Raw genomic sequence first — 26,204 nt, forward strand, 5'->3', positions numbered from 1 at the left:
CCAACAGCCTTGCTCTCTCGCGGTGTTACCGGTGCGAGGTGAACTCCACCACCTGCTGGAAGGTCGGACGGTTCTGCCAGCTGATGTTGGAGTGCTTGATGCCGCCCAGGGTGCGCTGCACGATCGAGTCGGCGCACCACTGATCGCCCGCCGAGCACAGGGAGTCGCCGGGGTAGACCTGGGCCGCGGTCTTGCCGGCCGCGGTCTTCAGGGTGCTGATCAGGATGTCCCGGCAGGCGCTGAGGCTGCCACCGCCGCAGTACTTGTTCGCCAGCGGGCCCTGCACGCTCTCACCGAGCACCGCGCGGACGTCCTTGTCGACGTAGCTCCACCAGCCGTACTGGAAGGAGCTGCCCGCGTGGGCGCCGGTGGGGCCGTGCGCGGCCGACGGGGACTCGTCGACGGGCAGGTTGGCCTGGAGGGCGGTGTACAGGCCGGTGCCCAGGCCCGGTTCGAAGATGCCCTTGGTCAGCAGCGGCCACCACGCGTCCAGGATGCGGATCGCGTCGGCGTCGGCGTACTTCTTCGAACCCGCCGAGGTCTCGGTGCGCTTGCCGCCGGCCGTCAGCCAGGTCTGCAGCTTGGTCACCGCGGCCGCGGCCGTGGAGTCGGTGACCGTCGAGCTGTTGACCACCTTGAGCAGGTCGGGCAGGACGTCCTCGGCGCGCAGGTCGGCGAGGGAGGCGTCCGCCATGGCCTTCACCAGCGAGGCCCGGGTGACCCCGCCGGCCGCGACCAGTTTCTTCACCCGGTCCTCCAGCAGGTTGCCGCGGTGCACCGAGCCCTCGCCCCAGGGCGCGCTGGTGTAGTCCTTGGCCTGCTTGTTGTTCCAGGAGATGTAGTAGTCCTGGTCGATGGAGTTGGGGTGCGCGGAGGCCGGCGTGTAGTCGGCGGTGTTGGTGGTCGGGTTCCAGTTCCTCCAGTCGTACGCCGCCTGGGCCCACACCGGGAACTCGGCGTCGACGCCGCTCGCGCGCACCGGGTTGTCACCGCTGTTGTAGTACGCGGTGTGCGTGGAGTCGGCGTAGAACCAGTTGAAGGTGTAGTTGATGTGCTGCACCGCGCTCTGGAAGTCCTGCGGGCTCTTGACGTAGTCCGGGTCGTTCAGCATCTGGAAGCCGATGATCGAGTCGGCCTCGTGCATGTAGGAGGAGCGCAGGGTGGTGTAGGCGACCTTCTTGCCGCCGACGGTCGCGCGGTACTCGACGGGGCCGTACTTCGTCTTCCAGACCCTCATCGTGTACGAGCCCGCGGCGGTGCCGTCGGCCGTGGTCGGGGCCCAGGAGTTCTTCTGCTCGATCTTGTCCATGGCCGTGCAGGTGCCGTGGTACAGGTAGTGGTAGTCGTCCTGGCACAGTTCGACGGCGTAGGTGTCGATGATGTCCTGGCCGGAGGTCGTGGCGCTCCACGAGTAGTCCTGGCCGCGGCCGAGTTCGACGTACATGCTCAGGCCCGCGAAGGAGGCACCGCGGGCGCTGATGCCCGGGCCCTGGATCTCCTGGAGCATGAGCAGCTGGGGTGCGAAGTACCCGGTCTGCGGGCCGAAGACGGCGACCGGGTGGCCGCTTGCGGTGTACTTCCCGCTGACCACGAGGGCGTTGGACATGCCGCGCTTGGCCGAGGTGAGGGCGTTCGCGGTGGCCGTGGCGGAGGCCGCCGAGGCGCTCTGGTCGGCGCCGGTGCCCGTCGGGTCGTGGACCAGGGGTTCGGTGGCCACCGAACCGGCGTCGGGCAGCGCCTCGCCCTGTGCGTCGGCGGGCTTGGCGGCGTACGGGAAGCTCTCGCCGTTGTGGACGGTGAGGACCGCCTCGGGGTCGTTGCGCTCGCGGAAGGACTCCCAGACCTCGGTGCCCTTCGTCACGCCGTACCGCTCCTGGGCGGCCATCAGCGAGATCGCGTTGTTGACCTCGCCGCCGCCCCCGGAGCCGAAGAGGGCGCCGATGACGGAGGCCAGCGCGACCAGGTCGGTGAGCTTGAAGTGGTCGATGGTGCCGGCGTTGGTGACGGAGTCCTTGTGGCCGGTCAGGACGTACTCGCCGGGGAAGTAGCGGCCGCTGTCGGAGGCGTCGATGTAGGCGTTGATGCCGGCGAGGTAGGCGTTGGCGTCGGCGAGGGCCTGCTGGCCGCGGGCGCCCGCATTGGCGACGGCGTTGTCGATCTGCGCCTGGAGATCGGCCTCGGTGTAGGGCGCGTTGCGCCAGAACTGCTGCTCCAGGCCCTGGTTGGAGGGGGCGCCGCCGGCGAAGGTGGTCAGCTGGCCGCGGCCGACGTGGCGGAAGACGTCCATGAGCCACAGCCGGTCCTGAGCGGCCGCGTAGCCCGCGCCGAACTCGGTGCCGTACCTGGTGGTACCGGTGATGTGCGGCACACCGGTCTTCTTGTCCCGGACGATCTTCACGTCGGTGCGGCCCGCGGGGCTCAGGGTGGAGGCGACTTGATCGGCGGCGACCCCGAACGACGCGTCGTTGAAGAAGGTGTTGATGGTGGAGTTGGTGAGTGCGGGGTACCCCTTGGCCAGGTTGGCGTAGGGGCCGAGCTGGTCCTCGGCGTGGTCGGGCTGGGTGCCGAAGGCCTGGTTGAGGAGGATCTGCGCGAGGGTGGCGTTGCCGTTCTCGCCGGGCGGCAGGATGTCGGAACACTGGCCGCCGCAGTAGTCGTTCGGCGTCGCGGCCTCGGCGGCGGCCGCGGTCTGGGCAAGCGGGGACAAAAGGCCGGCAATCAGGACGCATACGGAAGCGGACTTCAGGAACCCGGTGAGTCTGCCGGGAGTTCTCAGTCTGTCGAGTGCGGTGCGTGAGGTGCGCCGTGGCATGGCAGCTCCAACCGACGGGGGGTGTGGCCGGACGTTACCGCCGGTATCCCCGGGATTGAAGATGAACATGCGTCAAGTTTTGGCAGGGGTTCTCGGGCTTATGGGGGGCATCGGAAATCGGATGGAGCCAAATCGCTTGTCGATACGTCTATTCGACAACGCCGCGCGAAGTCCGCGCGGTGACGCCGAAGTGACCGAAGTACAGGTGCAGGTGTGACGGAGGTGCAGGGCGATGGCCGGTTTCCGGAGTCTGGCGAGACAGGTGCGAGATCCGCGGTGCGATCTGGCGCTTCGGCGCTACTCGCTGCGCAAGTGCCTTGAGCGGTTCGCTCCTTACGGGCACAGGGCGACCTGGGACCACTTGTGCTCCCGGGCGGGTTTCGGTCCCGAGGACCGCTCCCCCGATCCGGCGCGGCTCGTGGCCGCACTGGAGGAGCTGGAGGAGGCGCGTTCGGTCTGGCTGGCCTACGAGGTCGAGTTCGCCGAGCGGCGCAAGAAGGAGAAGCACGACGGGTTGCGCAGGCCGGGCAGTGTGGACGACTGGCACCGCCTGACCTGGGGCGGGTTCGGAGTCGCGTGGTGCGACGACCCCCGGGTGCACCCCGATGATTCACTGGCCGAGGTGCTGCGCAGGCTGATCTCCGCGCTGGAGCGCGAGCCGGGCGCGGTGTGCCCGGTGTGCGACGGGGAGCGGCTCGTCTGGAAGTACGAACTGGACCACGAGCCCTCGACCGGTCCGGTCTGCGCGGACTGCGGAATCCTGGTGCCGCGGCCCGTGCTCACCCCCGAGGCCCTGGCGGACGCCAGGCGCGGACGGTTGCTGATGTCGGCCTAGAGCGTGTGAGCGCACCGGGGGTGCGCCGGGGATGCCGCACCCCCTGTTGGACAGGGTTGAACCGTCGGTGCCGCCTGGCACCATCGAGGAATGGTGCAGGTGTGTCTGAACGGCCCGCGCGGGGCCGCCGACGGAGTGGCGGTGCCGCTCACGCCCGAGTCCATGGCGCAGGCGGCGGCCGAGGCCGTCGCGGCGGGTGCCACGGACATCCATGTCCACCCCAAGACGCCTTGCGGACAGGACAGTCTGTCGCCGCGGGTGGTCGCGGCGACGCTCGACGCGATCCGCGCGCGGGTGCCGGTCCCGGTCGGCGTGACGACCGGCGCCTGGGCGGACCCGGACCCAGAGGACCGGCTCGCCCGCATCCGGAGCTGGACCGTGCTGCCCGACCACGCCTCGGTGAACTGGCACGAGCCGGGGGCCGAGTCACTGGCCGCGGCACTGATCGACCTGGGTGTCGGTGTGGAGGCCGGCATCTGGTCGGGCACGGACGGGGCGGCCCGGTTCGCGGTGTCCGCGCTCGCCCCGAAGGTGCTGCGTGTCCTCGCGGAGGTGACGGACACCGAGGCGGCGGAGGCCTCCGCACGCGCACTCCTCACTGAACTCGGCCCGGCCCACGGCCGCCCCGTCCTGCTGCACGGCGAGGACGCCGGGGCCTGGCCGGTGCTGCGGCTCGCCGGGCGGCTGGGTCTCGCGACGAGGATCGGCCTGGAGGACACGCTGTTCCTGCCGGACGGCCGACGGGCCGTGTCCAACGCTCAGTTGGTGGCCGAGGGGCTGGTCCAGTACGGGTGGGCCCACCGCTCGTCGTAGGGCAGGGCGAGGAGTTCGACGCGGGCCGCGAGGTCGGGCTCGCCCTGGGCGCGGAGGCGGGCGGGGGCGTGGGCGGCCAGCCAGGACCGGAGTACGGGCAGGGCGATCTCCTCGCCGTGCAGCCACCAGCCGAACGGGGTGCCGTCCACGAGCAGGTCCGCGAGCCACCAGTCGACGCACTGCGCCAGGTGCGCGTCCGCGACCGGGGCCGGCCGCCACAGGTCGAGCAGCGGGGCCGCCGATCCGAGGATCGAGGCGCACAGCTCGAAGATCTCACTGATCGAGTAGGGCGGCTCGGGCGTCGCGAGGACGTCCTGCCACCAGGTGTGCACGAACGTCTCGACGGCGGCAGCCTGCTGCTCGGGCCACGAGCGCCAGTCGACGACGGCGAGACCGTGGAAGCCGAGACCGAGCGGGCCCAGGGCCCCCTCGGTCAGCGCTCGCGCCCCCTGAGGCAGCAGGCGCCGCATCGCGGCGTCCTGGTCGTCGAAGTGACCCGACGCCTGGAAGGTGTACTGCCTGACCACGTCCACCGGTATCCGGACGTACGGTGTGCGCAGATACGCGACCTCCTCGGGAAGGTCGCAGACGCTGCAGGCGGTCTCACCGGGGCTGGCGAACCCGTTGAACACGGTGTCGATGTCCGCCAGGGCTGCCTCAAGGGCGGTTGCGTGCATGGGAGTTGGTCCCGTCAGGACTCCGGACGCGGCGTCGCCGCCGACCGAAGATCGCGACGCTACCAGGCACGGGCAGCGGGCACCAGCGGTTTCAGCAGCGCTCGTCCACCGCGTCCTCCCGCTCCCGGCGTCCGCCCCGCTGCCGCTCCCGGCTCTGCTCGACCAGCAGTCGCGACCCGGTCAGCCGGTCGCCGAAGACGTCGTCCGGGTTGGACAGGACGCAGGTGTCGAGGGAGAGACAGCCGCAGCCGATGCAGTCGGTGAGGTGGTCGCGCAGCCGGTTCAACTGCTTGATGCGCTCGTCGAGTTCGGAGCGCCAGGCCTCGGAGAGCCGGGCCCAGTCCTCGCGGGTGGGCGTGCGTTCCTCGGGCAGCTCGGAGAGGGCGTCGCGGATCGTGGCCAGGGGGATGCCGACCCGCTGGGCGGCCCGGACGAACGCGACCCTGCGCAGCGCGTCACGGGAGTAGCGGCGCTGGTTGCCCGTGGTGCGGCGGCTGCTGATCAGGCCCTTGGACTCGTAGAAGTGCAGGGCGGAGACGGCGGCGCCGCTGCGGGCGGCGAGCTGGCCGACCGTGAGTTCATGGATCTTCTCGGGAATCTGGGGCACCCCTCGAACCCTACCCATGCCGTCACCCTCGCGGTCCGTTGACAGGGGGTCCCCGGCCGACCATGCTAAGCAGTTGCTTAGACATTGTGTGGCGAGGAGGCCGGGACATGGCAGAGCCGAGGAACTTCACGGGCGTCGACGACCTGAAGGCGGCGGTGGGCGAGCAGCTGGGGTACACCGACTGGCTGGAGGTCGACCAGAAGCGCATCGACCTGTTCGCGGAGGCCACCGGCGACCACCAGTGGATCCATGTCGACCCGGAGAAGGCCGCCACGGGCCCCTTCGGCACGACCATCGCGCACGGCTATCTCACCCTCTCCCTGCTGCCGCTGTTCGGGCCGCAGTTGATCAGCGTCGAGGGGGTGAAGATGGGCGTCAACTACGGGACGAACAAGGTGCGTTTCCCCGCGCCGGTGCCCGTGGGCTCCCGCCTGCGCGCCACCGCGCGGATCACCGGCGTCGACGACGTGGCGGGCGGCGTCCAGGTCACCGTCGCCTTCAGCGTGGAGCGCGAGGGCGGGGACAAGCCGGTGTGCGTGGCGGAGTCGGTGTCCCGCTACTACCTCTGAGCGGCTACTTCGCCGCCCCCACCATCCGTAGCACGAGGTCGGCGTCGAGCGCGCCGACCTCGTCGGGCGTCCAGGGGCCGTCGACGTTGAACCAGCGGGCCACGTCGATGCAGAGCGACATGACGGCGAGGGTCGTGCCCCGCACGTCGAGCACGTCGAACTCACCGGAGGCCACGCCGTCCTCGATGATCCCGCGCACCTCGGCGTCGCACTGCCGGCGCAGAGCGAGGATCTCGGCGCGGGCGTCGGGGCCGAGGGAGTCGAGTTCGTACTGGACGACCCGGGCGGTGGTACGGCCGCCCGCGTGCCAGCGCACGAAGGAGCTCACCGCGTCCGCGAGCCGCTCGGTCGCGGTGCCCTCGCGGCGGGCCGCGACCTGGAGGATCTCCAGCGCCTTGGCGTGACCGATCCTGCTGATGCGGTGGAGCAGCTCTTCCTTGGTCTTGTAGTGGATGTAGAGCGCGGCGGGGCTCATCCCGGCCCGGCCCGCGATGTCCCGGGTCGTGGTGGCGTGATAGCCCCGCTCGGCGAAAGCCTCCACCGCGGCGACGAGCAGCCGCCGCGCCGCGTCGGGCGTGACCTCGCCCCACGCCGACGTCTCGCCGTCGGCCGTCTCCTCCGCCGTACTCATCGCACGCCCCTCTCCACTGTCAGAACCCCCACCATACCGCCCAACCTGAGCGAGCGCTTAGCCTCCCCGTTCAGCGGGGCGCCAGGAGGGGTCGCAGCGGGCGGGACGGCGGCGGAAAGGGTCGCGCGGGGAGTCGCCCCGAGGGCACCGGCCGGCGGCACCGCTCAGAGCTTCTCGAAGGGGTCGTGCTCCGCGAGGAGCTTCTCCAGGCGGGCCTGGTCGACGCGGCTGACGATCTGACCGGCCTCCTGGCGGTCACGGATGACCTTGGCCAGGGTGAAGGCGGAGGTGACCAGGTACAGGACGGCGATCGCGAGGAAGCCGCGCACCCAGGCGTCGGCGTTCAGCCGGAAGATGCCGACCGCCGTGGCGGCCATGGCCACGGCGAAGGAGGCGACGGCCTGACCGTAGAAGGCCGCCGTGTTCTGCTGCTTGACCGGTGTGTCACTCATGGCCCGAGTCTCTTCGATCGTGACCCGGGCCACATCCGCTCGGATACTCAGACGGTACTCAGAACGCCGAGACTCCGGTCAACGCCCGCCCTATGACCAGCTTCTGGATCTGGCTCGTGCCCTCGTAGAGGGTCATCACCCGGGCGTCGCGCAGCAGTTTGCCCGCCGGGTACTCGTCGATGTAGCCGTAGCCGCCGAAGACCTGGAGGGCGTTGTTCGCGGCGCGCACGGCCGCTTCCGAGGCGAAGAGCTTGGCCTTGGAGGACTCGACGGCGAAGGGCTCGCCGCGGTCGATCAGGTCGGCCACCCGCCAGGTCAGAAGCCTGGCCGCGTCGACGTCGACGGCGATGTCGCTGATCAGCTCCTGGACGAGCTGGTGCCCGGCGATCGGCTTGCCGAACTGCTCGCGCTCACCGGCGTACCGGACGGCCGCGTCCAGGGCGGCCTGGGCGATGCCCACACAGCCCGCCGCCACCGACATCCGCCCCTTGGCCAGCGCGGACATGGCGACGGAGAACCCCTTGCCCTCCTCGCCGACCAGCGCGGAGGCGGGCACCCGCACCCCCTCCAGGACGAGTTCGGCGGTGGCCTGTCCCCGCAGCCCGAGCTTGCCGTGGACGGTGCGACGGCTCAGCCCGGGGGTGTCGGTGGGCACGAGGAAGGCGGAGACGCCCTTGTGGCCCGGCGCGTCGGTCGAGCGGGCGAACAGGAGCACCACATCGGCCCAGGTCCCGTTCGTGATGAACATCTTGGTGCCGTCGATGACGTAGTCGTCGCCGTCCCGCACCGCGCGCGTGGCGAGGTTGCCCGCGTCGGAGCCGGTGCCGGGCTCGGTGAGGCCGAAGCAGCCGAGGTACTCGCCGGAGGTGAGCCCGGGCAGCCAGCGCCGCTTCTGCTCCTCACTCCCCCACCCGGCGACCGTCTTGGCGACGAGCCCCAGCGACACGGACACGATCCCGCGCACGGACGAGTCGCCCCGTCCGAGCTCCTCGGTGACCAGGCAGTACGCCAGATGATCGCCGCCCGAGCCGCCGTACTCCTCGTCGATCGTCAGGCCGAGGAAGCCCACCTCGCCGAGCTTCTTGACGATCGACCGGTCCACCTCCTCGGCGCGGTCCCAGGCGATGACATGGGGGGCGATCTCACGGTCCACAAAGTCCCGTGCCAGTCGCCGGACGGCGGCCTGCTCCTCGCTGAGCCCCAGGTCGACCACACGATCACCTCTCTCGAGAAGGACACCTTTAAATTAGCACTGCTAGTTTCCTGTCCGCAGCCCTACTATGTGCGCCATGGCCCGACCGCGCAAGCCCCTCCTCAGCACCGACCGGATCGTCGAGACGGCACGCGCGCTCGTGGACACGGAGGGCCTCGCGGCACTGTCCACCCGGCGGCTGGCGGCGGAACTCGGGGTCAGCGGCCCGTCCCTCTACAACCACTTCCGCACCAAGGACGAGATCCTGGAGGCGGTCGCCGACTCGGTGAGCGCCCAGGTCGACCTGTCGATGTTCGAGGACGGCCGGGCCTGGCGGACCGCCCTGCACGACTGGGCCGTCTCCTACCGCGGCGCCCTGCGCGACCACCCCAACATCGTGCCGGTCCTGGCCCGGGGCCCCGGCCGCCGCCCCGCGGGCCTGCGGCTCGCCGACGCGGTCTACGGCGCGATGGTCGACGCGGGCTGGCCACCGGCGCAGGCCACCTCCATCGGCGCGCTGATGCGGTACTTCATCATGGGCTCCGCGCTCGGTTCGTTCGCCGGCGGCTTCGTGGACGACGCGAGCGCGTACGACCCCGCGGACTATCCCCACCTCGGCCAGGCCCACCTGCTCGCCGAACAGCAGGAGAAGATCGACGAGCGCGCCTTCGAGACCGGGCTCAGGGCCCTGCTGGACGGTCTCGCGCAGCAGTACGAGCAGGTCAGAAGCACCGCGTAGCGATATTTCGGTGGGCGCCGAAGCATTGCTCCCGCATGCTGGATGCCATGACCGAGGACCCGCAGGCACCCCAGCTGGCGCGGCTGGCCGCCCTGATCGCCGACGAGACCCGGGCTGCCTGTCTGCTGGCCCTGCTCGACGGCCGGGCCTGGACGGCGGGCGAGCTGGCCCGCCGCGCGGGGGTCGCCGCGTCGACCCTGAGCGAGCACCTGGACAAGCTGGTCGCGGGCGGACTGCTGACGCAGGAGCGCCAGGGCCGCCACCGTTATGTGCGGCTGGCCGACGCGCGGGTGGCCCACCTGGTCGAGGACCTGGCGGCCCAGGTCTCCCCGAACACCGTGCAACACCCGCGGAACCTGCGGGAGTCGAGCGCGGGCTCGGCGATGGCCCGGGGCCGCACCTGCTACGACCATCTGGCGGGGCGACTGGGCATCGCGGTGACGGATGCTCTGACGTCCCGCCGACTGCTGCGACAGGACACGGGTTTCGCACTGACGGACGCGGGACTGGCCTGGTTCGAGGCCGCGGGCATCTCCCTCGACCGCAAGGGCCGCCGCCCGCTGGCCCGGGCCTGCCTCGACTGGACGGAACGCCGTCCGCACCTGGCCGGGGTGGCGGGAGCCGCCCTGTGCCGGCACGCCCTCGCCGAGGGCTGGTGCGTACGCATCGGCTCGGAGCGGGCGGTGAAGGTGACCCAGGCGGGCTCGCTGGCACTGTCCGAGCTCCTGGGAATCAATGCGGACACCTTGCGTTGAGCGCTTTCAGAGACGCGGGAACCGCGCGACCAGCCCCACGGAGCCGCGGACGGCAACGCACCCGTCCGAAATCCGCGAGCTTCCGAACCCCACCGTCCCTACCCTCAGGAGCATGATGAACCCCCGCCGCACCGACCTCCTGGCCGCCGGCGCAGCCACGCTGACCGTGATCCTCTGGGCCTCCGCCTTCGTCTCCATCCGCAGCGCGGGCGACGTCTACTCCCCCGGCGCCCTGGCCCTCGGCCGCCTGCTCTCCGGCGCACTCGCCCTGGGCGCGATCTGCCTCATACGGCGGGAGGGCCTGCCCCCGCGCTCCGCCTGGCGCGGCATCGCGATCTCCGGCGTCCTGTGGTTCGGCTTCTACATGGTCGTCCTGAACTGGGGCGAGCAGCAGGTGGACGCGGGCACCGCCGCCCTGGTGGTGAACATCGGCCCGATCCTGATCGCCCTGCTCGGCGCCCGGCTGCTCGGGGACGCGATGCCACCCCGGCTGCTGGCCGGGATGGCGGTCTCCTTCGCGGGCGCGGTCACCGTGGGTCTGTCGATGTCGGACGACGGTGGCTCCTCGGTGCTCGGCGTGGTCCTGTGCCTGCTCGCGGCGATCGCCTACGCCGGCGGGGTCGTCGCGCAGAAGCCGGTCCTGGGCTCCGCGACCCCGCTGCAGGCGACGACGTTCGGCTGCCTCATCGGCGCCGTCGTCTGTCTCCCGTTCGCCGGGCAGCTGGTCTCGGAGGCGGCCGACGCCCCCGCCTCGGCGACCCTCAACATGATCTACCTGGGCGTCTTCCCGACCGCGCTGGCCTTCACCACCTGGGCGTACGCCCTGGCCCGTACGACCGCCAGCCGCATGGGCGCGACCACCTACGCGGTCCCCGCCCTGGTCGTCCTGATGTCCTGGCTGGCGCTCGGCGAGGTCCCTGGCCTGTTCACGCTCGCGGGAGGGGCGCTGTGCCTGGCCGGCGTGGCGGTGTCCCGCTCCCGCGGGCGGACGGCCGAGGCCGTGGTTCCGGTGCCGGCACCGGAACCACGGCCCGAGAGGACGTCGGATCCCGAGACGGCCTCAGACTCCGCGTGAACGCGCCCTGTCCGCCAGCACCTTGATGCAGAGCAGCGCGATCACCGAGAGCCCGATGATGTACCCGGAGACCGCCATCGACGTCCCCGTGGCCTCCAGCAGCAGCACCATCAGGAAGGGCGCGAGCCCACCGCCGAGCACGGCGGCGATCTGGTAGCCGAGGGAGGCGCCGGTGTAGCGCATCTCGGGTGTGAACAGCTCGGCGAACAGGGCGGCCTGGGGGCCGTACATGATGCTGAGGAAGCACCCGGCGACGAAGGTGCCGACCGCCAGCCACAGCAGTGAGCCGGTGTCGATCAGCAGGAACATCGGTACGGCCCACAGGGCGATGCCGACCGCGCCGACGGCGTAGATCCGGATGCGGCCGAGGCGGTCGGAGAGAGCGGCGGCGGCCGGGATCAGCACCAGCTGGGTGAGGCTGATGCAGAGGGAGACGGCGAGAACGGCACTGCGTTTCATGCCGAGTTCGCGGGTGGTGTAGTCGAGGACACCGGTGATCAGGATGTAGAAGGTCGCGGTGTTCACGGCGAAGGAACCACCGGCGAGCAGGACCGTGCCGAGGTGGTGGCGCAGGACCGTGCGCAGCGGGGAGTTCTGCTCGGTCTTCTCCTGCTCGGCCAACTCCCGCTCCGCCTGCCGGAATTCGGGGGTCTCCTCGACCTTGGTGTGGATGTACCAGGCGAGCGCGAGAACGAACAGGCCGATGAGGAAGGGGATGCGCCAGCCCCAGGCGGCGAAGTCGGCGTCCGTGGTGAACGCGCCGGCCAGCAGGAAGACCGTGTTGGCCGTCACCACGCCGATGGGGACCCCGAGTTGGACGACGCTGCCGTAGAGGCCGCGCTTGCCCTCGGGGGCGTACTCGGTGGCCAGCAGCATCGCGCCGCCCCACTGCGCGCCGACCGCGACGCCCTGTACGACGCGGAGCAGGACGAGCAGGATCGGGGCGGCGACGCCGATCGTGTCGTACGTCGGCAGCAGGCCGATGCCGGTGGTGGCGAGGCCCATGAGGGTGAGCGCGAGGACGAGCATGGGCTTGCGGCCGCGCTTGTCGCCGAGCTGGCCGGCGACGATGCCGCCGATCGGGCGGGCGAGGAAGCCGACCGCGAAGGTGGCGAAGGCGGCGAGGACGCCGGCGGTGGAGCTGCCCGCGGGGAAGTACAGATCGCCCAGGACGAGGGCGGCGGCGATGCCGAAGACGAAGTAGTCGTACCACTCGACGGCGGAGGCGAGGGCGGCGGCGGTGGCTACGCGCCGGCGGTGGGGAGCCGCGGGAGCGTCCACGGATGTGGGCTGAGCGGAAGGGGCCGTGTCCATGCGGTGCACACTCCGGTGGGTGCGTGGGGACGTTGGCGGCTGAACATACTGACCGGACGGTATGGGGTCAACGGTTGTGCGGGAAGGTTGCCCGGAGCACCTGGGGCGGGGCTCCGGGCGACCCGTGGGTCAGAACACCACCAATGCCCTGCCGCCCTTGCCCGCCAGCATGTTGTCGAAGGCCGCCGGGATGCCGTCGAGCGCGATCCGTTCCGTCACCAGCGCCCCGAGGTCGAGCCGGCCCACCCGGACGTGCTCGGCGAGCACGGGGAGATCCTCGGCGGGGTTGGAGTTGCCGTAGACGCAGCCCGCGAGGGTGCGGCCCCAGTGGAAGATCTCCAGGGCGTTGAAGGTGACCTGCTGGTCCTTGCCGCCGATGCCGACGACGGTCGTACGGCCGCCGCGGCGGGTCGAGTCCCAGGCCGTGCGGATGGTCGACGCGCGGCCCACGCACTCGACGGCGACGTCGACGCCCTGCTTGCCGGTCAGGCCCCTGATCTCGCGGGCGGTGGTGTCGGAGGCGATCACGTAGTCGGTGGCCCCGGCGGCGCGCGCCAACTCCTCCTTCTCCGGGGAGACATCGACGGCGACGATCCGCGAGGCGCCCGCGATCCGGGCCGCCTGGAGCGCGGCCAGGCCCACGCCTCCGACGCCGTACACCGCGACCGTCTCGCCCTCCCGGACCCGCGCCGAGTGGTGGACGGCGCCGTATCCGGTGAGGACCGCGCAGCCCAGCAGGGCCGCGTCGGTGAGCGGGATGCCGTCGGGGAGGGGCAGGAGGCAGGACTCGGAGACGACCGTCTCCTCGGCGAACGCGGCGACGTTCAGACCGGGGTGGAGGTCGGTGCCGTCCGCAGTACGGGCGTAGACGTCGGCGGCGCCGTTCAGGGCGTTGGCGCACAGCCAGACCTCGCCGAGCGAGCAGGCGTGACAACTGCCGCAGGAGGGAGCCCAGTTGAGGACGACTCCGGCGCCGGGCGCCACCCCGGTGACCCCCTCCCCCACGGCGACGACCGTGCCCGCGCCCTCGTGGCCGAGGACGGCCGGGACGGGGACGCGCATGGTGCCGTTGGACAGGGACAGGTCGGAGTGGCAGACCCCGGCGGCGGCGAGGCGGACGCGGACCTGGCCGGGGCCGGGGTCCGGGAGGTCGATGTCGGTGACCTCCAGGGGAGCGCCCACGGCGGGAAGGACGGCGGCACGAACCACGGGAAGGCTCCTCAGAACTGGAGTGACTTGGTCTGGAGGTACTCGGCGAGACCGTGCGAGCCGAGCTCGCGGCCGACGCCGGACTGCTTGTAACCGCCGAACGGGGCAAGGGGGTTGAACCGGCCGCCGTTGATGTCGACCTGCCCGGTGTCCATCCGACGCGCGAAGGCAACCGCCTCCGCCTCCTCGCCGGCCCAGACCGCGCCCGCGAGGCCGTAGACCGTGCCGTTGGCGATGCGCAGGGCGTCCTCCTCGTCCTCGTAGCGCAGGATCGACAGGACCGGGCCGAAGATCTCCTCCTGCGCGATCGTCATCTCGGGTGTCACGTCGGCGAAGACGGTCGGGGCGACGAAGTAGCCCTGCTCGCGCGGGGATTCGGGGCCACCCGCGACCAAGCGGGCGCCCTCGGCGACTCCCTTCTCGATGTAACCGCGCACCCGCGCCTGCTGCTTGGCGTTGACGACGGGCCCGATGCGCTCGCCGTACTTCGCGGCGGCGCCGGCGGCGAGCTCGACGGCCTCGTCGTACTGGTCCCGGTGGACCAGCATCCGGGTCCAGGCGCTGCACGTCTGACCGGAGTTGGACATCACGTTGGCGACGCCGACGTTGACGGCCTTGGCGAGGTCGGCGCTCGGCAGGATGACGTTGGCGGACTTGCCGCCCAGCTCCAGGGCGACCTTCTTCAGCGCGGCACCGGCCGTGGCACCGATCTGCCGGCCGACCGCGGTGGAGCCGGTGAAGGAGACCAGGTCGACGTCCGGGTGCGCGGCGAGGGCCTGTCCGGCGACCGGGCCGAGTCCGGTGACGAGGTTGAAGACTCCGGCCGGGACGCCCGCCTCATGGACCGCCTCGGCGAAGAGCTGGGCGACCAGCGGGGTGTCCTCGGCGGGCTTGAGGACGACCGTGCAGCCCGCGGCGAGGGCCGGGGCGACCTTGGCGACGATCTGGTGGAGCGGGTAGTTCCAGGGCGTGATGGCGGCGACGACGCCGATCGGCTCCTGGTGGACGGTGGAGTTGCCGACCTTCTCCTCGAAGGGGTGCGTCGCGGCGAGCTCGGCGTAGGAGGCGGCGACCGCGACGGGGACGGCCGCGTGGACGTTCTGCGAGAACTTCAGGGGCGAGCCGAGTTCGGCGGTGACCGTCTCGGCGATCTCGTCCTTGCGGGCGGCCAGAACGTCCCGGAGCGCGGCCAGCCGGGCGGCCCGGTCGGCCGGAGCGGTCGCGGCCCAGGCCGGGAGGGCGGCGCGGGCGGCCCGTACGGCGCTGTCGACGTCCTCGGCGGTGCCGGCCGGGACCCGCGCGATGACCTGCTCGTCGGCCGGGTTCACGACCTCGATCACGTCGGGGCCGGTGGCCGGGCGCCACTCGCCCTCGATGTACATGCCGTCGTGCGCCTTCATGGTGCGTCCTCCCGGGGGCTGGGCCGTGCCGTGTTGTCGTCCGGCCTCATAAACTAGCGACGATAGTTTTCTTCCGCCAGGGCGGGCCCGGTCACACCGCGGCGGGGACCGGACCGGCCACGGACATCAGAAGTCGACCCGGGCCCGCTCGTCCACCCGCGCCACCGCCTCCTGCCCGAACGTCTTCTCGTACGCCCGCCGGATCTCCTCGATCTTCCGGTCGCGCGCGGCGGCCTCGCGCACCGGGTACAGCAGGATCAGCTCGTACGACCGCTCCTTCTCGACCTGCCCGCTCGCGTCCCGCCACTGCCCGCGCCCGCTCTGCACGGTCAGCCCGTCGGGGAAGTCCGGGGTGACCTCCGAGTCGACGAAGGCCGTGAACTGCCGGTCGGTGACGGCCGGTCCGCCGTCCGGGCGTGCGGTGCCGAAGAAGAGCCGGGTTTCGACATACGGCGCCCCGCGCTCCGGCGCGGAGGAATCGGCCTCGGCGAGGGTGGCCCCGGCGGTGGGCACGGCGGCGAGCAGGAGAGTGGCGCCGGCGAGGAGCGCCCTGGTCCGTGTGGGGTGCGTGTTCATGCGCACCTGCCTAGCGGGAGGACGCCGACGGGTTCGGCTGCCGCGCCCGCGGTTCACTCCACCAGGCCGGAGGCGGCGGTCACGCCCGCCGGCACAGCGGGTCGCACCCTCCTGGGCGGGCGCCCCGGGGAGGGTGCGGACGGACCCGCCGTCGCCGCGCTGCCGCCCCCTGCGTCACTCGCCCAGGTCCGGAAGCCGGTCCGGGGACGGGCAGATCCGTTCACCGTGCTGGTCGAAGACGAAGAGGTGGGAGATGTCCACGAGGAGGGGGACCTGCATACCGCGGCGGAGGTCGAAGTCCGGGGTGGTGCGGACGACGAGGTCGCCGGGCAGCCGGGGGTCGACCGCGGGGGGTTCGGGCTCCGGCGGGTCCTCCAGCACCACGACGGGACCGGCGCGCAGGGAGACCGCCCGCTCTTTCAGGCGGTCCAGGACGTTGCCCTCGCGGCGACGGCGCCGCGGCGGGTGCGGTACCGGCCGCGGGGCTTCCAGGTCGGCGACGAAGGCGGGGCGGGAACCGGTGTTGAAGTGGACGAGGACCTCGTGCCCCTGGAACTCCACGTGCTCGACCAGGCCGGTGATCGGCATCTCTCCGGGACGCGCGGAGCTTCGTTGGGCAATGCGGATCGCCTCCGAGCGCAGGCCCACGATCACCTCGCGGCCCTGCTGGACGCGGAGCAACTGGTGGTCCAGGGACAGGGGTTCGGGCAGCCGCAGGTACTGCTTGCCGAGGCTGATCGTCATCGCGCCGTCCAGCGGGGCCCGGACCAGGCCGCGCAGGAGGTTGATGCGCGGGGTGCCGATGAAGGCGGCGACGAAGACGTTGCGGGGCAGCGCGTACACCGAGCGCGGGGTGCCGACCTGCTGGAGGACCCCGCCGCGCAGGACGGCGACCCGGTCGCCGAGCGACATGGCCTCGGCCTGGTCGTGGGTGACGTAGACCGTGGTGACGCCCAACTCCCTGGTGAGCCCGGCTATCTCGGCGCGCAGGTGGTTGCGGAGCTTGGCGTCGAGGTTGGACAGCGGCTCGTCCATGAGGAAGGCGGTGGGGTGGCGGGCGATGGCCCGGCCCATCGCCACGCGCTGGCGTTCGCCGCCGGAGAGCTGGGCCGGGTAGCGGTCGAGGAGGTCCTCGATGCCCAGCATGCGGGCCGTGGCGTCCACGCGTGCGCGTGGGTCCTCGCCGGGCGCCTCGATGCGCAGCGGGAAACCGATGTTCCCGCGACTGGTCATGTTCGGGTAGAGAGCGAAGTTCTGGAACACCATCGCCATCCGCCGCTGGGCGGGCAGCAGATCGTTGGCGTACTCCCCGTCGAGCCTGAGCTCGCCCTCGGTGATCTCCTCCAGGCCGGCGATCATCCTGAGCACGGTGGATTTTCCGCAGCCGGAGGGGCCGAGCAGGGCGAGGAACTCGCCGGGCGCGATGTCGAGCGAGAGCCGGTCCACCACCCGGGCTCCCCGGGCGTAGGTCTTGCTCACATGGTGCAGAGATATGGCGCGTGTCATGGCAGTGCCCCCGAGGGCTCACTGAGCGAACGCTGGCGCTCCGCGGTCGGACGCCACGTGCGGGTCGTACGGGGCGTGTGAGTCACGGAAGTTAACGGAAAGTGCGTGCCCCGGGGAAGACACGTGCGGGATTCGGACGCCTCGGTCCAGCTGGTGAGAAAGCGGACGGCCCGATTCAGCGGGCGGCGGGGGTACGGATCTGGACGAGATGGGCGAAGACGACGACGTTGCCCGAGTAGCCGGTGCGGCGGTCGTAGGTGCCGCCGCAGGTGATGAGCCGCAGTTCCGGGCGCTTGCGGGGACCGTAGACCTCCCGGTTGGGAAAGTGGTCCTTCTCGAACGTGCGGATGGCGTCCACGGTGTAGACGGCGGTACGGCCGTCCGCGCGCCGCACCTCGATCCGGCGCCCCGTCCTCAGCTCGGTGAGTCCGGCGAACACCGCGGGCCCGGAGTCGGTGTCCAGGTGCCCGACGGCGACGGCGGTGCCCTGCTGGCCGGGGGACGGGCCCTCGGCGTACCAGCCCACCAGGTTGTCGTCGTCGTCCGGCGGGGCGGTGAGGCGGCGGTTCCGGTCGAGCCGCAGGTTCATCACCGGGGCGTCGACGCTCAGGTACGGGATGAGGAGGCGGGTGGCACGGGAGCGGGGCAACGGGCGGGGACGGGGAGGCTGGTGAACGCCGGGCGACGCGGGGTGCGGGCGCGCTCCGGCCGCACGGGCCGAGGGGGCTTGCGAGCGGCCTGCGGCGCCGCATGTGCCTGTGTCTGCGCCTGGGCTCTTGCCTGCACCGGAGGCATGCGGTCCCGTGCGGCCGGGGACCTTGCGGGCCGCGGGGGCGTGCGGGTGGGCAGTGCCGCCCGGGCGGGGGCGGGGCGCGGCGAGGTGTCCACCGGCGCGGGGGCGGGCCGGGGCGGCGCGCGTGCCCGCGGCGGGGTGAGCCGAGGTGACGTGCCCGGCGGCGCCGGGGCGGGCGGAAGCGGTGTGCGTGCCCGCTCGGGAGTAGGGTGCGGAGACGTGTGTGCCCGCGCCCGTTCGGGCCGAGGCGGCACGGCGGTCCGCGCCGGAGCGTGCCGACGCGGCGTGGGCGCCCCTGCCGGGGTGGGTGGCGGCGGCGCGTGCACCCGTGGCGGGGCGGGGTGGGCCAGCGTGCACGCCGGAGCGTGCCGACGCGGCGCGGGCGCTCCTGCCGGGGTGGGTGGCGGCGGCGCGTGCACCCGTGGCGGGGCGGGGTGGACCAGCGTGCGCGCCGGGGCGGGCCGGCACGGCGGGTGGGACGGCGTTTCTCCCGGTGCGGGACGCGGGTGCGTGCGGCTCGGCCGCGGTGAGGGGCGAGGACGGTGCGCCGGGGCGGATGCGGCGGCTCGCGCCGGCACAGGCCTTGGCCGGGTCAACTCCGGTGGGCTTCGTCCCCGGGCGCCCTGCCGTGGCCCCGCCGCCACCCGAAGCGGGCTTCGCAGCGCCGGCCCTTGCGCCCGAGGGCGAACCCTTCGCGTTCCTCGCGGCCCCGCCCGTGGCGGAGCCGGCACCGGAGACGCCCCACCCGGTCTGCGCCCCGTGCAGCCCCGTCCCCGTCGGCGGCCGGTCCGAGGTCGCGGCCCGTGCGTCGACGCGTGATCCCGGGACGGCCCCGGACCCGCCCGGCGAAGCGAGGGCGGCCGCTTCGCCGGGCTGTTCGTCCTGGGCCCACTGGAGACCGCCCACCACCAGGGAGGCGGCGAGGACGGCCGTCCTCGTGAGGCGGTAGGCGCGTGTCCGGTACCAGGGCCTGCGGGTCCGCCTACGCGGCGCCATGCGTACGGCGACGCAGCCGCAACCAGGTCGCCGCGCCGACGGCGACGAGGCCCACGGCGGCGGCACCCGCGACCGGGGTGAAGGCGTCCTCGCGGGCGAGCCCGCCCCCGCCGGCCGGCGGACCGCCGTGGGGTCCTCCGGCGCCGGGCTTGTTGTCACAGGAGACCTTGAACACCTTGTGCTTGGCCGGGGGCGTGACCTCGCCCGGGACCACGGTGGTCTTCCAGGTCAGCTTGTAGTGGCCCGTGGGCAGCGTCAGGTTCGAGGTGACACCGGCGCCGTTGGCGAGGGTGACGACTCCGGACAGCGTGGCCGTGGTGCCGGCCTGCGCGGACTGCGGCTCGATGGTCCAGTTGACGCCCACGGCGGTGTCGAAGTTGAAGGCGTCCAGGTAGAACAGGCAGACCTTGGGCTGGTTGAGGTGCGCGGCGGACGCGACACCCGCCATGTGCACCTTGACGTCGCCCTTCTCACCGACGGCGGCGGCGGACGGGGCGCCGAGGAGCAGCGCTGCGCCGACGGTGACCGCCGTCAGGGCGGCGGCTCTGCGCGGACGGGACGAGGTCGACATACGAGACCCTCCAAATCAGGTGATTTTCATACAAACTGCACCTGATTCGATGTCACATCCAAGGCCTTCACGGGGGGACAAGAGCCCGACACACCGTCAGATATCGCTCTTACGGCTCAAAGGGCGACGCGTCCGGGACGGCTCGGCCGGCTCCTTCGGAGGCCTCGCCGACGACCGCAGCGCGACCCCCGACGACACCAGCAGGAGCCCGCCCAGCATCACGAACGGCGCCGCCACCCCGGCGACCCCGGCGACCAGGCCCGCGGTGGCGGGCGCGGCGACCTGGCCGAGACGGTTGCCGGTCAGCCGCAGGGCGAGGGCGGTGGAGCGGGCGGCGTCCGGTGCGGCCTGGACGACCGTCGTCATGGACAGCGGCTGTCCGACGCCGAGGCAGAAGCCGAGCAGGGCCAGCACGACGGCCAGCGCCCACACCGGGACCGGCAGGGCGATGCCCGCGCACAGCAGGGCCGCCAGCAGACACGTCACGGTGAGGAGCAGCGCCCGCCCCAGCAGCCGCAGCAGCGGAGTCAGCACCAGACGGCAGGCGATGGTGGCCGCCGCGCGCAGGCTCAGCAGCAGGCCGATCACCGAGGGGGCGATGCCTCGGTGCTCACCGACCACCGGGAGGTACGCGGTGAGGATGTCCGTGGCGGACAGCACGGCCAGGCTCACGAAGATGCCCCCGGGCACGCCGCGGGACTTCAGGATGCGCCCGACCGGAACCCGGTCGCCCGGTCCGGTACGGGACGCGGCCGCCGTGTCGCGGTGCTCGATGCGCCACAACGAGGTGAACGCGACCGCCGCTCCCGCGCCCGCGACGAGCAGCGCGAGCGCGCTGGTGCCCGCCCTGTCCGCGCCGCCGATCAGCGCGCCCGCCGCGATCGGGCCGACCAGCTGGCCGAGGGAGGCACCGATGGTGAAGTGGCCGAAGTTGCGGTCCTGTTCGTGCGGGGCGGACTGGCGGGCGACGAGCGACTGGGCGCCGATGACGAAGCAGAGGTGACCGAGGCCCATCACCCCGCTCCAGATCGCCATCGCCCACAGGGAGTTGGCGATCCCGCTCAGCGCGCACCCGCCGGCGATGAGCACGACCCCCACGGGCAGCAGCGGCGCGCACCGCCCGTGGTCCGTACGGCGGCCCAGCGGCACCGCGGCGAAGAGCGGCAGCAGCGCGTACACACCGGCGATGACACCGATAGCCCGCTCGTCCGCACCCAGCGCGAGGGCCCGGTAGGAGACGGCGGGCCGGGCCATCGACACCGCCCCCTGCGCGAAGCTGAAGGCGATGACGAGGCGGAGCAGCCAGCCGCGGTTCCCACCGGGCACCATGTGCGAGTCCTCCGTGGACGCGAGAAGCGGATCAGATGATTCCGAAGAGGATTCCTGCCCCGAGGATCAACAGGCATGTGAGCGCGGCCCACTTGACCACGAACCTGGTGTGGTCGCCGAACTCCACCTTGGCCATGCCGACCAGGACGTACACGGCCGGGACCAGCGGGCTTGACATGTGCAGCGGCTGCCCGACGAGCGAGGCACGGGCCATCTCCAGCGGCGAGACGCCGTGCGCCGCACCGGCCTCGGCGAGGACCGGGAGGACACCGAAGTAGAAGCCGTCGTTGGACATGAAGTAGGTGAGCGGCAGGCTCAGGATGCCGGTGACCAGGGCCATGTGCGGGCCCATGCCCTCAGGGATGACGTCGACCATCCAGCGGGCCATGTGGTCGACCATGCCGGTGCCCTGCAGGACACCGGTGAAGACGGCGGCGGCGAAGACCATGCCGGAGACGTTGAGGACGTTGTCGGCGTGGGCGGCGAGGCGCGCCTTCTGGTCGGGGATGTGCGGGAAGTTCACGGTGAGCGCGAGCGCGGCACCGAGCAGGAACAGCACCGGGATCGGCAGCCACTCCATGATCATGGAGGTGAGCAGGGTGACCGTGAGCAGGGCGTTGAACCAGTAGAGCTTGGGGCGCAGGGTGGGGCGGTGGGGGTCGAGGACCTGGAAGCGCTCCTTGTCGCCGTCCTCGTCGCCGTCCTCGGCGTCGGTGCCGGAGCCCGAACCGCCGGTGGCCACCGCGGCCTTGCCGGTGCCGGATCCGCCGGAGCCCGCGCCGACCAGGACCGCCTCGGTCTCCTTCTCCTCGACGGGCTCCTTGACCAGCACGTCGCCCAGCGTCAGGGTGCCCAGCCGCTTGCGCTCGCGCATGCCGAGGACGTACGAGAGGACGAAGACGCCCAGGAGGCCGACCGCGAGGGCGGGGATCATCGGGACGAAGATGTCGCTGGCGTCCAGCTTCAGCGCGGTCGCGGCGCGGGCCGTGGGGCCGCCCCACGGCAGCGTGTTCATCACGCCGTTGGCCATCGCGGCGACACCGGTCATCACGACCAGGCTCATCTTCAGGCGCTTGTACAGCGGGTACATCGCCGAGACGGTGATCATGAAGGTGGTCGAGCCGTCCCCGTCCAGGGAGACGATCGCGGCGAGGATCGCCGTACCGACGACGATCCGCATCGGGTCGGCCTTCGCGAACTTCAGGATCCCGCGCACGATCGGGTCGAAGAGACCGACGTCGATCATCACACCGAAGTAGACGATCGCGAACATGAGCATCGCCGCGGTGGGGGCGAGGCTGGTGACGCCTTCGATGACGTAGTCACCGAGCTTGGCGCCCTTCCCGACGAAGACACAGAACAGTGCCGGGATCAGCACGAGCGCCGCGATCGGCGACATCTTCTTCATCATGATCAGGACCAGGAAGGTCGCGATCATGGCGAAGCCGAGGATGGTCAGCATGAGTGGATACCTAACGTTCGCCCTTGAACTCCCACCAGGGCCGGCGGTGCGTTGACGTTAGGTCTGTTCGTTTGGTGTTAACAAGACGTTGACGTGCGAGCAATAAGCGCAAAACTGCTGGTCACAGCTTTGCACTGCTCACAGCGTCGCCACGGCGGCCAGTTTTACCGGTACGCCGTTGAGCACCGCGTTGCCCGAGAGCGGGTCGAGCAGGCTGCCGTCGAGGAGCTGGTTGACGTTGACACCGGGGTCCTTGAGGGCGTGACCGAGCCGGGTCCCGGGCCGGTCGTGACCCCAGCCGTGCGGGAGGCTGACCACGCCGGGGCGCACGCCGTCGGTGACCTCCGCCTCGGTGACGACCTCTCCCCCGGCGCCCTTGATCCGCACCGCGGCGCCGTCCGCCAGGCCGAGGCGCTCGGCGTCCTCGGGGTGGATGTGCAGGGTGCAGCGGTTGGTGCCGCCGGTGAGGGCGGGGACGTTGTGCATCCAGCTGTTGTTGGAGCGCAGGTGCCGGCGACCGACGAGAACGAGCCCTTCGGGCCGGTGCCGCAGGGCCTCGCGCAGCCGTGGCAGGTCGTCCGCGATGGGCTTGGGCAGCAGTTCGACCTGGCCGCTCCTGGTCTTCAGCGGCTGCGGCAGCCGCGAGGTCAGCGGTCCGAGGTCGATGCCGTGCGGATGCGCGAGCAGCGCGGTGAGGCTCAGCCCGTCCGGTCGTACGCCGAAGCCGTCGCCGTAGGGACCGAGGCGCAGCATCATGTCGAGCCGCCGCTCGGGGCCGGTGTCGCCCTCGAGGAGGCTCGCGAGTTCCTGCGGGTCACGGCCGTGCACGGGCGAGTGGGCTTCCTTGACCGCCTTGCCGAGGGTCTGGCCGATGACCAGGTCGTCCACGGCGGACGGGTCGGCGCCGTGCATGCCGGTGGCGGCGAGGACGAGCCGGGCGAGGATCTCCGTCTCCGCCATCCGTCCGGGCTCCAGCGGGACGGCCGGGCGGGTGTAGCGGACCTGGTTGCGCACGGCGAGGGTGTTGAAGGCGAAGTCGTGGTGCGGGCTCTGGGAGGGCGGGGGCGGCGGCAGCACGACGTGGGCGTGGCGGGAGGTCTCGTTGAGATACGGGTCCACGCTGACCATGAAGTCGAGCGAGCCGAGGGCCTTGTCGAGCCGGTCGCCGTCCGGGGCGGACAGCACGGGGTTGGCGGCGACGGCGATCAGCGCCCGGACCGGCTCGCCCTCCGGGGTGGCGGTGTCGATCTCCTCGGCGAGCGCGGAGAGCGGCAACTCGCCCTTGGCCTCGGGGTGTCGGCTCACCCGGGAGTGCCAGCGGCCGAGGGCGAACCCGTGGCTGGGTCCCGCGGGCCGGGGCGTGCGGTCGGTGGCGGCCTGCGGGAAGAGGGCGCCGCCGGGCCGGTCGAGGTTGCCGGTGAGGATGTTGAGCACGTCGACGAGCCAGCTGGCGAGGGTGCCGTGCGGGACGGTGCAGCTGCCGATGCGCCCGTATACGGCGGCCGTCGGGGCGGCGGCGAGTTCGCGGGCGAGGGCGCGGGTCACGCCGGCGTCCACGTCACAGGCGGCGGCGACGGCTTCGGGTGTGAAGTCCTGCACGGCTGCCCGGAGTTCGTCGATGCCCTGGAGGTGCGGGGTCAACTCCCCCGTGTCCACCAGGCCTTCCTCGAACAGGACGTACGTCATCGCCGCGAGCAGCAGTGCGTCGGTACCGGGCCGGATGGCGATGTGCCGGTCGGCGAGCTTCGCGGTGCGGGTGCGGCGGGGGTCGACGACAGTGAGGGTGCCGCCGCGGGCCTTGAGCGCCTTGAGCTTGCCGGGGAAGTCGGGGGCGGTGCACAGACTCCCGTTGGACTCCAGGGGGTTGGCGCCGAGGAGGAGCAGATGGTCGGTGTGGTCCAGGTCGGGCACGGGGATGGCGTTGGCGTCGCCGTAGAGCAGCCCGCTGGAGACGTGCTTGGGCATCTGGTCGACCGTGGAGGCGGTGAAGACGCTCCGGGTGCCGAGTCCGGCGAGCAGCACCGGCGGATAGAGGGCTCCGGCCATGGTGTGGACGTTGGGATTGCCGAGGACGACTCCGACGGAGTTCGCCCCGGACCGCTCGACCACGCCCCGGATCCCGGCGGCGACCGCGTCGAAGGCCTCCTCCCAGGTGGCCTCGCACAGCTCCCCGTCCCGCCGCACGAGGGGTGTGCGCAGCCGGTCCGGGTCCCCGTCGACGGCCCCGAAGGAGGCGCCCTTCGGGCAGATGAACCCCTTGCTGAACACGTCGTCACGGTCCCCGCGGGCGCCGGTGACCCGGGTCCCCTCGATGGTGAGCGTGAGACCACACGTGGCCTCGCACAGCGGGCAGATGCGGAGAGCGGTGCGGGACACGGGTCCTCCCGGGGCAGCGGTGCCTGTCCGGGTGAGCATACCGACCGGTATGGATGGTGGGGAGGGTTTGCGGGGTGTCAGTCCAGAACCCGCGCCAGATACGCCCGCAACATCTCCCTGGCCTCCTGGATGATCCGCTCGTCCCCCTCGGGTGCCATCCGGAAGGCCAGGTGCACCAAGGTGTCGGCGGTTTCCACGGCGATGAGGAAGGTGCGGCGCAGGTCGTCGTCCGGTTCGCGGGAGAGGTAGCCGGAGAGGAGTTCGGTGAGGCGGTCGGCGACGCGGTGGTTGGGTTCGGCGTGGCGGGCGCCGACCGGGATCTGGTTGCCGAAGTCGACGAGGGAGAAGCCGGGGGCGGTGCGCTTCATGGACAGGTACTCGTCGAGCACGACATCCATCGCCGTACGCCAGCCTCCCTCCTCGCCCGACTCCTTGAGACGGTCGGTGACGCCGACCGTGAAGCGTTCCAGGTTGCGCTGGGCCAGGGCGTCGGCCATCTGCCGCTTGTTGCCGAAGAAGCGGTACACCGAGCCGATGGGCACGCCGGCGCGCAGGGCGACGGCGCGGGTGCTCAGGTCGTCGTAGCCGACCTCGTCGAGCAGGTCGGCGCAGGCGTCGAGGATTCTGGTCAGCCGTTCGGCGCTGCGCCGCTGCACGGGGGCGCGGCGAAGCGAGGTCGCTTGGGGCACGGGCTTCATGATGCCTTCCCGCCGTGGTCCGGTGAACCCTGCCACCTGGTACGGCGCCGGGATCCTGTGACACTCACCGACCACCGCCGGCGCTCGTCGCGGGCTGCGGCCGCACACTGCCTCCGGTGCTCGTCCTCGCGACGGACCGCGAGTCGGAGCCGGCGCCGCCGCCACCCGAGCCTCCCCGCAACAGCGACGCCGAAGTCCCGGCCCCCGCCGATCGCAGGTCCACCGCCCCGCTCCCCGCCGCCTGCGGTTTCGACGCCGTCACGTCCGCCGTGCTTTCCACCGGGTCGCCGTCGACGGCCCAGACGGTGCCGTCGTCGGCGTACAGGCGGGCGGTGACCTTGTGGGTGCCCTGCGGAACGTACCCGGCCGCGAGGCGGTAGGACGGGGTGCGCAGGGTGGTGACCGGACGGTCGTCCACGAAGAGGACGGCGACACCGCGACCGGGAACCGCCTTGGCCTTCGTCGCGGCGGGCGAGAAGGTGAAGTTCTCGACGGTCAGGCGCACGGACCAGCTGTCGTCGCTGTCCGGCTGCACCACTATGCCGACCTCGGGGGCGTTCTCCTTGTCCACTTCCCGGTAGTGCCGCCCTTCGTGGTCCGTGTCGTCGAGGACCTTGCCCACCGGTGAGACCGACGGTCCGTTCCTGTGCCCCTGTGCCCCACTGCTGCCACAGCTCACGGATCCGGTCACCAGCAGGACACAGACCGCGAGCAGGGCAAGGAGTCCCCGCGTCCACGACATGCCGGGGAGCGTAGAACAAAGGTCCGACACCGCGAATCCCCCTGGGGTCTGGTTCTCGTCCTCCTCCCTGAGGAG

24 protein-coding genes are annotated in these 26,204 nt (G+C 71.9%); 6 read left to right on the top strand and 18 right to left on the bottom strand.

Features of this window, described 5'->3' with window-relative positions; genetic code table 11:
- Positions 1–25: 25 nt before the first annotated feature.
- A complete protein-coding gene (locus IOD14_RS31195) occupies positions 26–2,812 on the bottom strand; it encodes a penicillin acylase family protein (RefSeq protein ID WP_212672116.1) in 2,787 nt (928 codons plus the stop codon).
- Between the two features lie 232 nt (positions 2,813–3,044).
- On the opposite strand from IOD14_RS31195, the gene IOD14_RS31200 reads away from it, so the two are divergent.
- A complete protein-coding gene (locus IOD14_RS31200; RefSeq protein WP_053850258.1) occupies positions 3,045–3,647 on the top strand; it encodes a hypothetical protein in 603 nt (200 codons plus the stop codon).
- Between the two features lie 90 nt (positions 3,648–3,737).
- Positions 3,738–4,460, top strand: a complete 723-nt coding sequence (locus IOD14_RS31205) for a 3-keto-5-aminohexanoate cleavage protein (protein WP_123988146.1) — start codon at positions 3,738–3,740, stop codon at positions 4,458–4,460.
- Here IOD14_RS31205 and IOD14_RS31210 read toward each other — a convergent pair.
- Together IOD14_RS31210 and soxR are read right to left on the bottom strand one after the other, a co-directional pair.
- Positions 4,406–5,137, bottom strand: coding sequence for a hypothetical protein (locus IOD14_RS31210; protein WP_212672117.1), 732 nt, complete (start codon positions 5,135–5,137; stop codon positions 4,406–4,408). The two genes, IOD14_RS31205 and IOD14_RS31210, sit on opposite strands and share 55 nt — an antisense overlap.
- Before the next feature lie 91 nt (positions 5,138–5,228).
- Positions 5,229–5,744: a redox-sensitive transcriptional activator SoxR gene (gene soxR, locus IOD14_RS31215; RefSeq protein ID WP_123988148.1), complete on the bottom strand. Its 516-nt coding sequence runs from the start codon at positions 5,742–5,744 to the stop codon at positions 5,229–5,231.
- A 107-nt stretch (positions 5,745–5,851) separates the two neighbouring features.
- Here soxR and IOD14_RS31220 point away from each other — a divergent pair, with 107 nt between their 5' ends.
- Positions 5,852–6,313 (top strand): MaoC family dehydratase, encoded by a 462-nt coding sequence (locus tag IOD14_RS31220; protein WP_123988149.1) that lies wholly within the window; start codon positions 5,852–5,854, stop codon positions 6,311–6,313.
- 4 nt (positions 6,314–6,317) lie between these two features.
- Here IOD14_RS31220 and IOD14_RS31225 read toward each other — a convergent pair whose 3' ends face one another.
- From IOD14_RS31225 to IOD14_RS31235, 3 genes are all read right to left on the bottom strand, one after another.
- A complete protein-coding gene (locus IOD14_RS31225; protein ID WP_123988150.1) occupies positions 6,318–6,944 on the bottom strand; it encodes a TetR/AcrR family transcriptional regulator in 627 nt (208 codons plus the stop codon).
- 164 nt (positions 6,945–7,108) lie between these two features.
- Positions 7,109–7,396, bottom strand: a complete 288-nt coding sequence (locus IOD14_RS31230) for a YiaA/YiaB family inner membrane protein (protein WP_020117785.1) — start codon at positions 7,394–7,396, stop codon at positions 7,109–7,111.
- A gap of 58 nt (positions 7,397–7,454) precedes the next feature.
- On the bottom strand, positions 7,455–8,609 hold the full coding sequence (locus IOD14_RS31235) for an acyl-CoA dehydrogenase family protein (RefSeq protein ID WP_212672118.1): 1,155 nt from the start codon (positions 8,607–8,609) through the stop codon (positions 7,455–7,457).
- A 76-nt stretch (positions 8,610–8,685) separates the two neighbouring features.
- Here IOD14_RS31235 and IOD14_RS31240 point away from each other — a divergent pair, with 76 nt between their 5' ends.
- The 3 genes from IOD14_RS31240 (at position 8,686) to IOD14_RS31250 (ending at position 11,157) form a co-directional block, all read left to right on the top strand.
- Complete coding sequence (locus tag IOD14_RS31240) at positions 8,686–9,327, top strand: TetR/AcrR family transcriptional regulator (RefSeq protein ID WP_123988152.1); 642 nt, start codon at positions 8,686–8,688, stop codon at positions 9,325–9,327.
- Positions 9,328–9,362: 35 nt separating this feature from the next.
- Positions 9,363–10,082, top strand: coding sequence for a winged helix-turn-helix domain-containing protein (locus IOD14_RS31245; RefSeq protein WP_174269079.1), 720 nt, complete (start codon positions 9,363–9,365; stop codon positions 10,080–10,082).
- 112 nt (positions 10,083–10,194) lie between these two features.
- Positions 10,195–11,157: a DMT family transporter gene (locus IOD14_RS31250; protein ID WP_123988154.1), complete on the top strand. Its 963-nt coding sequence runs from the start codon at positions 10,195–10,197 to the stop codon at positions 11,155–11,157.
- On the opposite strand, the gene IOD14_RS31255 is transcribed toward IOD14_RS31250, so the two are convergent.
- The 12 genes from IOD14_RS31255 to IOD14_RS31310 form a co-directional block, all read right to left on the bottom strand.
- Positions 11,143–12,471: an MFS transporter gene (locus tag IOD14_RS31255; RefSeq protein ID WP_212672119.1), complete on the bottom strand. Its 1,329-nt coding sequence runs from the start codon at positions 12,469–12,471 to the stop codon at positions 11,143–11,145. The genes IOD14_RS31250 and IOD14_RS31255 overlap by 15 nt on opposite strands.
- Positions 12,472–12,600: 129 nt before the next feature.
- Entirely contained in the window at positions 12,601–13,680 is a 1,080-nt protein-coding gene (locus IOD14_RS31260) for a Zn-dependent alcohol dehydrogenase (RefSeq protein WP_212672120.1), read from the bottom strand.
- A gap of 11 nt (positions 13,681–13,691) precedes the next feature.
- Entirely contained in the window at positions 13,692–15,080 is a 1,389-nt protein-coding gene (locus tag IOD14_RS31265) for an aldehyde dehydrogenase family protein (protein WP_123988157.1), read from the bottom strand.
- 126 nt (positions 15,081–15,206) lie between these two features.
- Complete coding sequence (locus IOD14_RS31270) at positions 15,207–15,656, bottom strand: DUF3574 domain-containing protein (protein ID WP_212672121.1); 450 nt, start codon at positions 15,654–15,656, stop codon at positions 15,207–15,209.
- 174 nt (positions 15,657–15,830) lie between these two features.
- Entirely contained in the window at positions 15,831–17,162 is a 1,332-nt protein-coding gene (locus IOD14_RS31275; protein WP_123988159.1) for an ABC transporter ATP-binding protein, read from the bottom strand.
- Positions 17,163–17,337: 175 nt separating this feature from the next.
- Complete coding sequence (locus IOD14_RS44550; protein WP_349252441.1) at positions 17,338–17,811, bottom strand: class F sortase; 474 nt, start codon at positions 17,809–17,811, stop codon at positions 17,338–17,340.
- Between the two features lie 1,126 nt (positions 17,812–18,937).
- Entirely contained in the window at positions 18,938–19,522 is a 585-nt protein-coding gene (locus IOD14_RS31285) for a hypothetical protein (protein WP_123988160.1), read from the bottom strand.
- 96 nt (positions 19,523–19,618) lie between these two features.
- The gene (locus IOD14_RS31290; protein ID WP_212672122.1) at positions 19,619–20,851 is read right to left on the bottom strand and encodes an MFS transporter; all 1,233 of its coding nucleotides are present in this window, start codon (positions 20,849–20,851) and stop codon (positions 19,619–19,621) included.
- Between the two features lie 31 nt (positions 20,852–20,882).
- Complete coding sequence (locus tag IOD14_RS31295) at positions 20,883–22,313, bottom strand: citrate:proton symporter (RefSeq protein ID WP_123988162.1); 1,431 nt, start codon at positions 22,311–22,313, stop codon at positions 20,883–20,885.
- 138 nt (positions 22,314–22,451) lie between these two features.
- Positions 22,452–24,689 (bottom strand): molybdopterin oxidoreductase family protein, encoded by a 2,238-nt coding sequence (locus tag IOD14_RS31300; RefSeq protein ID WP_123988163.1) that lies wholly within the window; start codon positions 24,687–24,689, stop codon positions 22,452–22,454.
- Positions 24,690–24,766: 77 nt separating this feature from the next.
- On the bottom strand, positions 24,767–25,387 hold the full coding sequence (locus IOD14_RS31305; protein ID WP_123988164.1) for a TetR/AcrR family transcriptional regulator: 621 nt from the start codon (positions 25,385–25,387) through the stop codon (positions 24,767–24,769).
- Positions 25,388–25,451: 64 nt separating this feature from the next.
- Positions 25,452–26,129 (bottom strand): hypothetical protein, encoded by a 678-nt coding sequence (locus IOD14_RS31310; protein ID WP_249126110.1) that lies wholly within the window; start codon positions 26,127–26,129, stop codon positions 25,452–25,454.
- Positions 26,130–26,204 lie beyond the last annotated feature (75 nt).

Source organism: Streptomyces sp. A2-16, assembly GCF_018128905.1.
GTDB lineage: Bacteria > Actinomycetota > Actinomycetes > Streptomycetales > Streptomycetaceae > Streptomyces.